13 protein-coding genes are annotated in these 14167 nt (G+C 48.5%); 6 read left to right on the top strand and 7 right to left on the bottom strand.

The annotated features are described in order from the left end of the window. Positions 1-2 precede the first annotated feature (2 nt). The 3 genes from VLX91_14255 to VLX91_14265 all read left to right on the top strand — a co-directional run bounded on the left by VLX91_14255 (position 3) and on the right by VLX91_14265 (position 4611). Positions 3-1058, top strand: coding sequence for an efflux RND transporter periplasmic adaptor subunit (locus VLX91_14255; protein ID HUI31369.1), 1056 nt, complete (start codon positions 3-5; stop codon positions 1056-1058). Positions 1059-1140: 82 nt separating this feature from the next. Next, positions 1141-4245 (top strand): efflux RND transporter permease subunit, encoded by a 3105-nt coding sequence (locus VLX91_14260; GenBank protein ID HUI31370.1) that lies wholly within the window; start codon positions 1141-1143, stop codon positions 4243-4245. A gap of 66 nt (positions 4246-4311) precedes the next feature. Continuing rightward, positions 4312-4611: a hypothetical protein gene (locus tag VLX91_14265; protein HUI31371.1), complete on the top strand. Its 300-nt coding sequence runs from the start codon at positions 4312-4314 to the stop codon at positions 4609-4611. Between the two features lie 4 nt (positions 4612-4615). Here the strand turns inward: VLX91_14265 and bstA are convergent, their stop codons facing one another. From bstA to mce, 5 genes are all read right to left on the bottom strand, one after another. Continuing rightward, positions 4616-5140, bottom strand: a complete 525-nt coding sequence (gene bstA, locus VLX91_14270) for a bacillithiol transferase BstA (protein ID HUI31372.1) — start codon at positions 5138-5140, stop codon at positions 4616-4618. A gap of 25 nt (positions 5141-5165) precedes the next feature. Beyond that, a complete protein-coding gene (locus tag VLX91_14275) occupies positions 5166-5621 on the bottom strand; it encodes a copper chaperone PCu(A)C (protein ID HUI31373.1) in 456 nt (151 codons plus the stop codon). A 3-nt stretch (positions 5622-5624) separates the two neighbouring features. Continuing rightward, positions 5625-6236, bottom strand: coding sequence for an SCO family protein (locus tag VLX91_14280; protein HUI31374.1), 612 nt, complete (start codon positions 6234-6236; stop codon positions 5625-5627). After that, the gene (uvrC, locus tag VLX91_14285; protein ID HUI31375.1) at positions 6233-8104 is read right to left on the bottom strand and encodes an excinuclease ABC subunit UvrC; all 1872 of its coding nucleotides are present in this window, start codon (positions 8102-8104) and stop codon (positions 6233-6235) included. The genes VLX91_14280 and uvrC overlap by 4 nt, the downstream gene beginning before the upstream one ends. Positions 8105-8189: 85 nt before the next feature. Then, positions 8190-8597 (bottom strand): methylmalonyl-CoA epimerase, encoded by a 408-nt coding sequence (gene mce, locus VLX91_14290; GenBank protein HUI31376.1) that lies wholly within the window; start codon positions 8595-8597, stop codon positions 8190-8192. A 144-nt stretch (positions 8598-8741) separates the two neighbouring features. Between mce and VLX91_14295 the strand changes: the two genes are divergently transcribed. The 3 genes from VLX91_14295 (at position 8742) to VLX91_14305 (ending at position 11493) form a co-directional block, all read left to right on the top strand. Continuing rightward, complete coding sequence (locus VLX91_14295) at positions 8742-9362, top strand: TylF/MycF/NovP-related O-methyltransferase (protein ID HUI31377.1); 621 nt, start codon at positions 8742-8744, stop codon at positions 9360-9362. Between the two features lie 136 nt (positions 9363-9498). Continuing rightward, complete coding sequence (locus VLX91_14300; GenBank protein ID HUI31378.1) at positions 9499-10224, top strand: hypothetical protein; 726 nt, start codon at positions 9499-9501, stop codon at positions 10222-10224. 159 nt (positions 10225-10383) lie between these two features. Then, entirely contained in the window at positions 10384-11493 is a 1110-nt protein-coding gene (locus VLX91_14305) for a PP2C family protein-serine/threonine phosphatase (GenBank protein ID HUI31379.1), read from the top strand. A gap of 46 nt (positions 11494-11539) precedes the next feature. Here the strand turns inward: VLX91_14305 and VLX91_14310 are convergent, their stop codons facing one another. Both VLX91_14310 and VLX91_14315 read right to left on the bottom strand, forming a co-directional pair. Continuing rightward, positions 11540-12310: a tetratricopeptide repeat protein gene (locus VLX91_14310; GenBank protein ID HUI31380.1), complete on the bottom strand. Its 771-nt coding sequence runs from the start codon at positions 12308-12310 to the stop codon at positions 11540-11542. Further along, positions 12303-14132 carry a BatD family protein gene (locus VLX91_14315; protein HUI31381.1) on the bottom strand — a complete coding sequence of 610 codons (1830 nt, stop codon included), beginning with the start codon at positions 14130-14132 and terminating at the stop codon, positions 12303-12305. Before VLX91_14315 ends, VLX91_14310 begins: the two co-directional genes overlap by 8 nt. Positions 14133-14167 lie beyond the last annotated feature (35 nt).

Raw genomic sequence — 14167 nt, forward strand, 5'->3', positions numbered from 1 at the left:
ACTTGACAAGAAGAGTTTATTCCGTAAGAATATTTTTTTTAAGCATGGCGCTTGCCGGATTAATCTTGAATGGCTGCGGGAAACCGCAGGGTGAACAGAGGTCGCAAAGCAACAGCTTCACTTCCACGACGCCCGTTGAAGTGGCAACCGTTCAGCGACAGACTCTGTCGGTGACGAAGCAATTTTCGGGGACTTTGGAAGGCGAAGAGCAAGCCAACATCGTCGCTAAGATTTCCGAAAGGATCATTGCCATAAACGTTCACGTCAGCGACGCAGTGAGCTCCGGGCAGGTTCTTGTCGAGCTTGATAAGAGCGGAGCAACTTCTCAGTTCTATCAGGCGCAGGCCGGTTTCAACAACGCGCAGAAGACCTACGACCGCATGAAAGCGCTCTACCAGGAGGGAGCGATTTCTCAGCAGTCTCTCGATGGTGCAGAGACTGCATACGAAGTTGCCAAGGCAAACTTCGACGCTGCGAAGAGTGCCGTCGAACTAACTACTCCGATACCCGGCGTCGTCACTGCGGTCAACGTGAATGTCGGCGATCTGACAGCGCCGGGCAGCGTGTTGATCACTGTTGCAAAGATCGGGCGAATGAAAGTCGACTTTGACGTAAACGAGGTTGACCTTGGAAATTTACCTGTCGGCCATAGAGTTGAGGTTTATTCGGAGGCGCGTCCTGGTGTAAAGATCAGCGGGGAGATCATACAGCTGTCGAAATCTGCGGACGTTCGCTCGCGCACTTTCCAGATGAAGGCGCTTTTCATTAATACTTCGGATAATTGGTTCAGGCCTGGAATGTTTTGCAGGGTAAATGTTCCGATCAGCTCCAACTCGAGAAGCATAGTTGTCCCCGTCACTGCAATCGTAAGCGACGGCATTACGAACCGGGTTTTCCTCGTGCGGGATGGACGTTCTTTTCAGCAAAATGTCCAGCTCGGTGTTACCGATGGAAAGAACACCGAAATTCTGGCAGGGCTCTCTGAGGGTGATGTGGTCGTTACGACCGGCGCCACAAATGCCCGCGACAGCGGTTACGTAAGCATAGCAAACAAGTAAGGTTGATCGCAATCGGGACAGGAAAATTACGATTCCCATTTTGATCCTGGAGATTTCTGCGGTTAAAAACAAATAGGTAATTATGAAACTTGCCGATACATCTATAGAACGACCCGTATTTGCCACGATGATGATACTCGCCCTCATCGTGCTTGGATTGTTTTCATTCATCAAACTGAACATAGACCAGTTCCCCGACATCGATTTCCCTTATGTGACAGTGACGAGCGTTCTTCCCGGAGCGGGCCCGGAGCAGATGGAATCGGATGTAACAAAGAAAATAGAAGACGCCGTCAACACAATAGGCGGCATTGACCACATCACCTCTATCTCGCGCGAAGGCGTCTCCTTTGTCATCGTACAATTCAAGCTAGAAGTCGAAGGGAAACAGGCGGCACAGGATGTTCGGGAAAAAATTGCGGCGATCCGCGCAGACCTGCCGACCGATCTCGAAGACCCGGTCATTCAGCGCATCGATCCAGCAAGCACACCGATGTTCACTCTGACGGTCTCGGGAGCCAGGTCACAAAAAGAAATTACGACTTTCACGAAGAACATCATCAAAAAGCGTCTTGAGAATGTTCCGGGAGTAGGACGCGTTGACCTTGTCGGAGGAGCCGAAAGAGAAATTCAAACCGAGGCCGATGCGTCGAAGCTTCGTGCCTATAATCTGTCGATCCAGGATGTCATCCAGGCAGTCGCCTCGTCCAACATGGAAGTACCTGCCGGTAATTTGACACAGGGACCGCGCCAGCTTCTTCTCAGAACAATGGGCAAGTACACAAGTGTCGACGACTTCAACAAGGTCATCGTTTCCACACCAAATGGAAAAGCCGTGCACCTGTCGGATGTGGCTGAGGTCATTGACGGCGTAAAAGAGCAAACCAGCTTGACGCGGGTGAATGGAAAGATAGCAGTTGGTTTAAGCATCATAAGACAATCCGGAAGCAACACCGTCCGCGTGGCGGAAGCCATACAGAAGCAACTTGCCAGCCTGCAAAAGGAGATCCCGCCCGACATACAAATCACCGTGGCGCGCGACAACAGTACGTTCATCGTCGAGGAAGTAAACGATGTGTTGTTCGATATTCTTTACGGTGGCCTGCTTGCGGTTATTGTCGTGTACCTCTTCCTGGCAAATTTCCGTTCGACAATCATAAGCGCCATCGCACTTCCGACCTCCATCATCGCGAGTTTCATCATCATGTATGCGCTCAACTTTACGCTGAACATGGTTTCGCTGCTCGCCCTCTCGCTTGCGGTGGGGCTTCTCATAGACGACGCAATAGTCGTCATCGAGAATATATTCCGCCACATGCAGCACGGTGAAACTCCTATTGAGGCTGCAAAAGCCGCGACGTCCGAAATCGGACTCGCAGTCATGGCCACGACATTCACGATCGTGGCAGTGTTCATCCCGATCGCGTTCACACCGGGACTGGTCGGACGTTTCTTCTATCAATTTGGAATCACCGTTTCCGTTGCGGTCCTGGTCTCGCTGTTCGTTGCGTTCACGCTGACACCGATGCTTTCTTCACGATGGCTCAGCGAAGCGGATGAGAGACTGACAAAAGAAGGTTCGATAATTCGAAAAGGCCTCTTCTACTTCAACCACTTTTTCCAGATTCTCAGTGAAAAATACAGGAAGGCAATTAGATGGTGCCTCAGCCATCGTAAGACGGTGGTGTGCGGTTCATTGGCGGTTTTCATTTTGAGTTTCTTTGTCATGGGTTTCCTCGGCACGTCATTCTTTCCGGAAACTGATGAGAGTGAATTCAACATCACTATTCACTCAGCTCCCGGCAGTTCTCTCCAGCAGACAAGCGACATATGTGAAAAGGTTGAAGGCGTTCTGCGGCAGCAGCCCGAAGTAATAAACATGCTTACGACGATCGGTGCCGGCAACGACCCGGTAACCAGCGGAAACATTCTCGTGAAGCTGGTCAAGAAGAATCAACGCAGGCGAGGAATTGCCAGGATAATGAATGATCTTAGGAGCGAACTGAGCACAATCCCAGGCGCAAACCTATCACTCGGTGCTCAAAGTGGTCCCGGCGGAAACCAGAAGCCCGTCATCATGAGCGTCCGCGGAGATGATATGACAACATTGAATGCCGTGGCTAACCGCGTAGAGAACATCGTCAGGTCGACCCACGGAGCTGTCGACATAGAAAACAGCCTAGAGACAACCAAGCCTGAAATTCGAATCCGCATCGACCGCGAAAAGGCATCCGACCTCGGCGTTAATGTGGCACAAATCGCAACGACGGCACGGGCACTCGTCGATGGATACGTGGCGACGAAGTATCAGGAGGGTGATGAGCAATTCGATGTACGTGTTCAGCTTCGAAAGGAAGACCGGACTTCCTTTGAAAATGTCAACAACCTGACAGTAAAGAGCAACAAGAATATGGGAAATGGAGAGAACTTGCTCGTTCCCGTGAGTTATGTTGCAGACATACGGCAAAGTTCCGGTCCATCACAAATCAACCGATTCGACCGCCAGCGCGAAATTCGTATCGACGCAAATATGTCAGGTCGTTTGCTTGGAGAAGTTCTTGGAGACATTCAGAAACGAACCAGCCGTCTCGACATGCCTCCCGGATATAACGTCGGAGTCGTCGGGCAGGGACAAATGCAAGCTGAATCTTTCGCGAACATCTTCCTTGTGCTCGCTCTTTCAATCGTGTTCGTCTACATCGTTCTTGCAGCGCAGTTTGAAAGCTTCATTTATCCCTTCGCGATCATGCTCGCACTTCCGATGTCACTCATCGGCGCAACTCTTGGACTTCTCGTCTTCGGAAGCTCGGTATCGATGATGTCGCTTATCGGTGTCATCATGCTGATGGGACTGGTAACAAAGAATGGAATCCTGCTTGTCGATTACACCAACGTTCTGCGCGATCGCGGACAGGAAAGAACCGAGGCACTGGTCAACGCAGGCGCGACAAGGCTTCGGCCGATTCTCATGACAACATTTGCCATGATCTTCGGAATGGTACCTGTAGCGTTTGCCGTTAGTGAAGGAAGCGAGTTCCGGGCGCCGATGGGACAGGCAGTCATCGGCGGATTAATCACATCGACGTTGCTGACGCTGTTCGTTGTACCAGTTGTTTATTCAATCCTCGACGACGTTGGAAAGAAGAAATTGTTTGGATTCGTGGGCAGGTTTCGCAAAAAGAATTAATGAAAACAAAATTAAGTCTGTGCCTTTGCACTCACGGCGATCATATCTCTTAGCAACGGAGGTACCATGAAAATTGCATTTTTAGTCTGCAATGAAGTTGTTTCACCACGAGTAATGAAATTGCTCGAAACCGCGGGAATCGATTACTACACGCGCTGGGAACATGTAAAAGGGAAGGGTCATGGCACAGATCCGCACCTCGATACACGCAGTTATCCCGGGACAAACGCAGTGTTCATGATTGCTTTTGAAGAGGAAGCCTCGCTCGAAAAGCTCGTTCACGAAATCAATGGAGCAAACAAAGAAATACCACGACCGGACGATCACATAAGATTGTTCCAGGTGCCGTTGGAAAGAATCGTATAGCTGCCTACCACCCCATTCTTTTCTTCAGAGAAGTTATATGTGCCACATGGTGTTTGCCGTGCCATGCGTACATCTGAAGTGTCTTGTCAAGAATGCTCACTCCGCTTTCAGGATGGACAAATTTTCGATTGAAGTCTTCCGGTTTCATGGAGCGGAGAAGCAGTACCCATCTTTGATGCAGGCTCTCTAAAAGGTTAAGAGACATCTCAATATCAGCCGTCCTTGCGTCCGGCAGTTCGGCCCATAATTGCTGTTCGTACGGTTTTATCATAGGCTCGTTTTCAGTCAATGCAAGCCTGAACCTGATATACGCGTTCATGTGGCTGTCCGGAACATGATGAACCACCTGCCTAACAGTCCATCCTCCCGGACGATACGGTGTATCGAGCTGCATCTTTGTAAGTCCGCTCACCGCCGCTCGAAGAGCCGCCGGGACCGCGGCGATATCGTCGACAAGCTGACGTCGTTTCACTTCGGTTAATTCCTGCTCTGGTATGAACTTGCCTATCGGATAACTTAGGTCTTCCATTTAACCTTCCTTTTTGATTTGATATCTATTCTTTTACTACTGCATCGACTTCCACAGTTCCGTTTTGTTTGAAAAAAAGTTTAAATCTCAATTTCATTCCGATTTTCAGATTTTCCTTTACGCTCATAAGCATAATGTGGTATCCACCGGGTTCAAACTCGATGCTGGAGTCTGCCGGCACGACGACAAATTCTACCCGCCTCATTCCTACCAACCCGTTTTCCCTGTATGACTCATGAAGTTGTGCCATCTCCGCGAAGTCTGCTTTGACGTCGTACAACGTATCCGGAATATCCGATGAGTTTGAAATTCTGAAATATCCCGCACTTGTCATTCCTTTGGCGACCGGCCGGACGTAGGCGTCTTCAACTTTGACAGCGGAGGCGGGATGCTGAAAGCCGGAGGCCGCGAGCCACAGCAACCCGAAAATCAACAAGGGAATTGTTCTTCGTGTTCTCTGTATCCTGCTTCGTGTATCCATTTTCTACTCCAGTGATTTTATGTCCTTTACAATTTGTCCGAAGTCAAGCTGACTTCCGCCGTATGTTCCGCGTACTCTTCCCTCCTGATCAATTAATACGCACTTGTCCGTGTGCGTGATGTAGTAAACGAGTCCCACACCTCCTGTATATGATGAGTCACCGGGGAAATACCTGATGTCCATCGAGTATAAAACCGAATCCGTGTTTGCTTTGGGCCCGCTCAAGAAATCCCAGTCCTTGGGATTTATTCCGCGAATTTTCGCGTATTCTTTTAGAACTTGCGGTGTATCTCTATTTGGATCAAATGTCAACGTAACAAACCGAACGTTCCTTAGTCCGGCTGCCGAGAGTGTATCCTGAAGATGCTGCATGTTGTTTGTGGTTAACGGACAGATGTCGGGGCAGTGTGTGTAGATAAAGGACATAACTACAATTCTTCCACTGTACTTCGACGGGAAAGAAACATGTACGCTGTCTTGATTCAGAAACGAGCAGCTCATTCCGCTGAGATCATAAATTACTGGAAGTCTGCTGCAGCCGAAAAAGAAGCAGCCAACGAGAAGCAAGATGGAAAAGGACAAACGGTAAAATGAAGAAAAAAGATTTCGCTTCACTTCTTGACATCTTCTCCTTTCAACCTGAAATATGATTGTATGCTCTCTGCTGCTTTCATGCCGACAACTTTTGCAATATCTTCGAGGGAGGCGTCCTGAACTCCTTTCACGGAGCCGAATTGACGCAGCAATTTCGTCGCTCTCGTCTCTCCGATTCCTTCGATACCGGTAAGTTGAGTCGAGATAACCCTCTTTTCACGCAGCGACCTGTGAAAAGTTATGGCGAACCTGTGCGCTTCATCGCGGATATGCTGAAGGAGTTTCAGTGCAGAAGATGTCCGTGGAAGCAAGATGGATTCGCTCTCGCCGGGGACGAACACCTCTTCAAGTCGCTTTGCGAGGCCGATTATCGGCTGATTCTCAAGACCGATCTGCCGCAAGATTTCAACCGCCGATGAGAGTTGTCCTTTTCCTCCGTCGACGACGACGAGATCGGGAGACTGTCCGCCTTCGTTCATGACGCGCGTGTATCTTCTTTCAATTACCTCTTCCATACTCGCAAAATCGTCGGGACCGACTACGGTTCTGATCTTAAATTTTCTGTAATCACTCTTTCGCGGTTTCCCATCGACGAATACTACCATGGATGCCACCGGGTCGCTTCCTTGTATATTCGAGTTGTCGAAACATTCGATCCGTCTCGGCGGTGCCGGAAGATGCAGGTCTCTCTGCAGAGCCTGAAGGGTGTGCGGGACAGTCTCCTTCCCTTTTTCTTTCTGGATTTTCAATTCGTCAAGCATGAACTTCGCATTTGCACGACACATCTTGATGAGTTTCAAATCCTCGCCGTCCGCCGGAACCACAATCTTTACGTCACTGCCGCGCTTCGATCTGGCGATGTCTTCGATGAACTCCACTTCGACCGGCTCGGCTGAGAGGTAAATCTCAGGCGGGATATAATCGGCGTTGACATAATATCTCTCGATCAAAGTCTGTATCATTTCCGATTCGGAGCGCTCGGCAACATTTGAAAGATAGAAGTGCTGTTTTCCGATAAGCTTTCCATCACGCACTTTGAAGATCACACCGCATCCATCGTCCCCTTCACTCACCGCAGCAATAATGTCTCGCTCGATCAGCTCAAGCGAAACGATTTTCTGCTTTTCCGAATAGACTTTTATTGCGTCGATTTTCTTCTTTGCCAGCCCGGCTTTCTCAAATTCAAGTCTTTCGGAATGTATCGACATCTCATCGGTGAGCTGGCGGACGAGGTCACGCGTCTTCCCTCGAAGGAGTTTCTCCACCTGAGAAATCATCCCGTTGTATTCTTGCAGCGACACCAGTCCCTCGCAAGGACCGCCGCACTTGCCTATATGATAGTCGAGGCATATTTTCCACTTTTTGTTCGAGATGTTCTCGACGGTGAGAGGAAGCCTGCAGCTTCTGATCTGAAAAATGTCGCGGACGGATTTCAGCGCATAGCGCATCGTCTTAACGTCGGTGTATGGTCCGTAATAACGTGATCCATCCTGCTTGATTTTTCTGGTGACGTAAACTCTCGGGAACGGTTCGTTCGTCACGATGATGTACGGATAGCTCTTGTCATCTCTGAGGTCGATGTTGTAGCGAGGCTTGATCTTTTTTATGAGTGTATTCTCAAGTATCAGAGCCTCCATTTCTGTGTCTGTCACGATCACTTCGAGGTCGGCAATTTTCGAAACCATCACCTTCGTCTTCGGGTCGTGATCATGGCCCTTCTGGAAATAAGAACGAACGCGGTTCCTCAGGATCTTCGCTTTCCCGACGTATATGATTTTACCTTCGGCGTTCTTGAACTGGTACACGCCTGGAAACCTCGGCAGATTGTTGAGCTTTTCCTTCAACTGGAATCCGACATCCTGGATTTCTATATCATTATAAATGGCCATTAGCTGCTAACGATCGAGCACCGGGGAAAACATTTTTTAATTCTTTCCGCGCAACTCTTAAACATTACCTTTCCTGTCCGTCGACCTATTTCTTCTTCTCGCTCAATTCCACGAGGACTCCGCCTGTCGTCCTCGGATGTATAAACGCAATCAGATGTCCATCCGCTCCCAAACGAGGCTGTTCGTCGATGAGTTGAAATCCTGCCGCCTTCAGACGAGAGAGCTCCGACCTGATATCCTTGACCTCAAAGCAGATGTGGTGAATTCCCTCCCCGCGCTTTTGTATAAATTTGGAGATCGTGGATGATGGATCGGTAGGACCGGCGAGCTCGATCTTTGATTCGCCTATCGGAATCATTCCCACGCGCACTTTTTGGTCGGGTACCTCCTCGATCAATTGAACTTCGTTCCCCACAAGGGTTTCGAACGCTTTTTTTGCCACTTCCAAATTTTCAACGGCAATGGCAATGTGGCTGATTTTAAGAAAACTCATGATTACCTCCAGAAAAGTTTTTTCATTGAATATGCCGGAGCGTTCCGAACCGGCTCGCGACAGTGTAAGAAAGATATTTTTTCGTGAAAAAGTTCCGATATAAAAAGTAATATTCGGAGGCCTCGCTATCAAGAAGGATCAAATATGCCGGTGAACGTTTTTGACTGGTTTCTCGTACCCTACCTGTCGCAGGACCAAAAGGCCGGACTCGTCGCCTCCGGCGATCCCGTACGATACGGGACAATTTTCCTGTCATTGGAAAAAATAAATACTGATAATATCCCCGGCTCCATTGCCGAGTGCGGAGTCTACAAAGGAGTCCTGAGTAAATTCCTCCACAAGGTATTTCCCGAGCGACAACTTTTTCTTTTCGACACTTTCCGGGGATTCGACACTCGCGATCCCAGCGCAGCGTCAGATGACAGATTTAAAGATACGTCTGTTGAGAGCGTTTTGGATTACATTGGGGACACCACCAATATCGTGGTTCGAAAAGGCTATTTCCCTGAAACTGCAACCGGATTGGAAAACGAAAAATTTTCATTCGTGATGGTTGACTTCGACAAATATGAGCCGACCCTTGCTGCATTAGATTTCTTTTATCCGCGCACCCACAAAGGCGGGTTCATCTTTGTTCACGATTACAATAGTCCGGAATCGGATTGGGGATGTTCAAAAGCTCTCAATCTGTTCTTGTCGGATAAGCCCGAAAAGCCTGTATCGATCCCCGACTCCTGGGGAACCGCCCTCTTCAGAAAAATCTGACGCCAATCTTATCTCCTTTTGCTTAGGCAGACGGTAGTAACAGTATCCACAGTTTCAAAATTTCTCGGTACCACTTTGCATAAGTGGAATCTTCACCTGTCATGGGCTTGTTGAAAAGAGAAAGAGGACAACAACAATGACCACCATAACCGAAATTGCTCCGGATGTTTTTCGTGTCTCGACGTTTCTGTCCGACGGAAACATACAGATGAATCAATTTCTTGTCAGAGACGAAGAACCGCTTCTATGGCACACGGGACAAAAATATTTATTCGCGGAAGTGCGGGAAGGCATAAGCAAGCTGATCGACCCGACGAAGCTTCGTTGGATCGGGTTCAGCCATTTCGAGCCTGACGAATGCGGCTCGCTGAACAATTGGTTTGAAATCGCTCCTTCGTCCAATGCATTCTGCAGTCTTGTCGGCGCAAATGTGAACATGAGAGACTTTGCATCTCACCCTGTGCGCGGCATGACACACAACGAAGCGCTGCCAACGGGAAAATACAAATTCCGTTTTCAATCTACTCCGCACCTCCCTCATGGCTGGGATGCCGGACTGCTGTTTGAAGAAACAAACAGGACGTTGTTTTGTTCCGACCTGTTCCACCAGTTCGGAAATCCTGCTGCTCTAACCGGATCCGACATTGTAGGAGAGGCAAAGAAGCATCTCCTCAATATTGAATCGGGACCATTCGCGAATTATATCCCTTATACGGTAAATACCGAACGACAATTAAATTCTCTTGCCGATCTAGAACCGGCGACACTCGCCATCATGCATGGGTCAAGTTTTGCGGGGAATTGCGAAGAGAGTCTGCACCAGTATTCAATGACGATTAAGGAAATACTGGGAAGAAAATAATTTTTAGAATCCGGGGGCGCTCAAATAAAGAGGTTTTCGGTATGCTGAATGTATTGGATAAACTCCGCTAAAAGAAGTAACTTTCATCGGATCACGATGGAGTGCTGAAACAACTCGCCTTATAAATCGTTGTCTTTCATAAACACAAACCATGACAAAATGACCGACAAAAACAAACGGACCGATAGGGATCACGTTCTCAGGAAGACGATCGTAAGCGATTTCACGGAAGGCAACATACTTGAATCCTTGCGCCGCGATTTCAAAGAACTCTACAGTTTCTATATCGACGGCGAGACTCAGGAGAGGCTCAAATCCGAAACGCGGTTCAAACGGTTTGTCCATGCATCGTGGTACCTGTTAAAAAATCTGATCCTCAAACTCACTCCCGCGAGAAGATTCCTCCTTCTGTTAAGTATCGCCTTCTTTTTGTTCAATGACGCGAGTATTTCAGATAAAAATTTTCACATCTCTATTCACAATAATATCATCAGTTACTTTCTTCTCCTTTTGGTCTTGATGCTTGAATTGAAAGACAAGCTTCTTGCCCACGATGAACTACGAATCGGCCGGACCGTCCAGAAGGCGCTGCTTCCCGAGGAGAACCCTACTCTCTCAGGATGGTCGATCTGGCTTTTCACGAGACCTGCTAACGATGTCGGCGGTGATCTCGTGGATTACGTAAATCTTGACGGCAATCGTCTCGGACTTGCACTCGGCGACGTAGCAGGAAAAGGACTGGGTGCCGCTCTCCTTATGTCAAAGCTTCAATCGACGCTGCGCGCGATTGCGCCAGACTATGAATCTCTGTCCGAACTCGGAGAAAGAATAAATACAATATTCTGCCGCGACAGCCTGCCGAACAAGTTTGCAACGCTGGTTTACATCGAGCTCGCAGAAAATTCCGGTAGCGTGCGCCTGCTGAATGCCGGCCACTTGCCGCCGCTCGTGCTGCGCGGGAGCAACCTGGAAGAACTCTCTCGCGGTGCACCCGCTCTCGGATTGCTCAAGACCTCAAAATTCGAAGAGCAGAAAATCGAAATGAACCCGGGCGATTTGCTGGTTGCTTACTCGGACGGTGTCACGGAAGCCCGCAATGAGAGGGATGAGTTCTTCGGAGATCAGCGATTGAGATCGATAATCGGTAAGTCTGCCGGAATTTCCCCTGACAGAGTCGGCGAGAGAATCCTGGAAAACGTGGAACGCTTTGTTGGAGAGGCGCCGCGCAGTGACGATCTATCGATGGTGATAATAAAAAGGTGGAGCTGAAAACAAAAACTGAAATTGCCTCCTCTAGCCTTACGCGGTCCTTAAGCTAGATCATCCCTATCTCGTTTTGTTGGATCCATCCTTCTTTGCCGTCCTGCAGTCTTATTTTGACCCAGCTTTCAACTCGATCCAATTCTCTCACTTTCAATCCTTCATGGATCACGAATGCGTCATTGCTCGTGGAATCCGGCGCCAGCTTCACCACGGTGGTCGGTTCAAGCACGACGGCATTCTTAACCGTGAGCGCTCTGTTCGCCGAGACAATCCAGAGTGCCGCAGTAATTATCAGAAACAACGCCGATATCAAACCGGAATAGACGGAATATTTCTGGAGGTTCAAACCCCTCGCAAAAAAATACAGACCGATGGAAACCAGAAGAAGGAGGTAAAAAAGATAAACCGCAAAAGTCCAGCCTGATTCCGGGAACAAGGCAAGAATACTTTCCCACCATTGAAACAAAAAGAACTTCGGCAATGTGTCGATCTTATCCACCGTTTTAGTATTTGCAATTGCAAGATTATGCAGTACATCGTCATCGCCGGGTGAAATCTCCAGGGCTTTCTCGTAAAACAAAATCGCGTAGCCTATTTTTCCCTCACGGTAATAAGAGTTGCCGAGGTTGTAATATAACGAAGTACCGACATAGCCCATGTTGATGACATTCTGATATGCTTCGACCGCTTGTTCATATTGCTTGTTCTGGTAGAACTGATTTCCCTGCTTCATCAAATCGTCCGCCTCCGAGGCAAAAACGAAATCAGAAATCAGGAAAAGAAGAAATGCGGTCGCCGAAAGAAATTTTATTTTATCAAACATGTTTCCTCACGGACATAAATTTTTCTATCCCGATTATGACCCGGGTCAATTCATTGTACATGTCGTTCATCGCGGCTTTGCCATCGCCTCCGGGAGCGAACCTGGCGAACTCACATTTTTCTATGCAGTCTTTCAGATTGACAATTAGCTGGGCGTCGATGTTTCTTCTCTGAAGCTCGCCGACCGCCCTCTCCAGCGAGATTTCAGATTTGGGAATATGGAGCTTGTCTTCGAGATAGCCGAAAAGAGCTTGCGAGATCTCGGCGTAGAATCCGGCTTGATTGTTGGATTCCATCAATACACTCGCAGTCTTGAAACGCTTGCGCGCAATCTTCTCCGCGCGGCGATAACGAACAAGCTGGACATTTCCCGAAAGTCTATCTTGCTTCCTCTTCCAGGTTACCAGTCCGCCAAGTACAAAAAGAGGTACAACCGTGGCAGTCCAAAAGCCGAATCCGAATAATTGAATTTCGCTCGCCTTTCTCAAATCATCGTCGGAAGTTTTAATATATCTGATGTCCTGACCTAAAAGTTTTATTTCCTCCTTTGTATATCCGGCTATTTCTGTGCTATTCGTACCGGATCCTTCCTCTACATTGATCGAGTAAGCCGGAGTTGAAAGAGTGACATAAGATCTTTTTGCCGGACTGAAATAAGAAAACTGAATCGGGGAGATCTTCTTCAAACCGGCAACCCGCGGAACTATCAGGTATTCAAAACTTTTCGAGCCGGAGACCGTTCCCGTTCTGTCAATTTGCTCGGACGTTTTGGGCTCATATTTATCAAATCCTGGAGGCAGCTCGACTTCGGGCATGTTTAAGAGCTGAATGTTTCCCTGTCCGCTTAAATTGATTTTCAGAGTGAGCGGTTCGTTCGTTTTCACATCTGTCGGATTGATCTGAGAAGAAAGCGAATAGTCGCCAACCGCTCCGTTAAATGACCTGGGGATGTTCTCCGATGGGAGAGCGATCACGTGCAGCTTCACCGTGTTGGACCTCGCGGTGTAATTAACCGTCTGGACGCTATTGAAAAAGGGGTCATTGAAAAACTGGTCGAAGATGTCTCCGCCGCCTCTTTGTTTCGATTGAACCTGAACCGGGACATCCAAAACAAGCGGCGTGACAGAAAGTTCGCCGAGCTGATTTGGAAACAGGGCAACTTTCTTCAGGAGACCGACTCTATACTGTTTCCCGTCGTACATTTGCGTTGCGAACGAAATCGTGTTTGGTACATTTATCTCTTCGACCCAGAATCCTTCGTAAGAGGGAAGTTTCGACACCTGCAACTGCGAGGCGATGCTTAATCGCGTAAACAACTTATATGTCACCGTCACTTGCTCACCCATGTAGACCTTTTGTTTATCTACGGTAGCGAGAATGAAAAGGTTGTCTCCAATATCTCTTGTCGCATTGTTTCCCGTTGAGCTTGCAGACTGCTTGGCTTGTCCCCTTATGACGGTAACTTCAAGCAGCTGGGTAGTGAAGGTCTTTCCACCGTAGTTTATCTCAGCGGGTCCGATCGTGAATTTGCCCGTGTTTCTTGCCCGCAGGTAGTATGAATATGTTGCGGAAGCCGAGACGGCGCCGTTTATGATCGACATGCTCGTCGATTGGTTCGGGCCGGAGAGAACCATGAAGCCGTTGAAGTCCGGAGGGTTGAAACTCTTAATTCCATTTACGTCCTTCCCGGAAAACGTAAACGATACCTGGAACTGGTTGTCCACACCGACGGTCGAGTTGTCGACCGATGCGGTAAAGGTCTGAGCTGATACCACAGACGATACAAAAGACAACGCCGCTAATATTTTTACTATTGACTTCATAATGCGTCAGGAGCTCAGAAGCAGGAGGCGAGAAA

It is taken from the genome of Candidatus Acidiferrales bacterium (genome assembly GCA_035515795.1).
Taxonomy (GTDB): Bacteria; Bacteroidota; Ignavibacteria; order Kryptoniales; family JAKASW01; genus JAKASW01.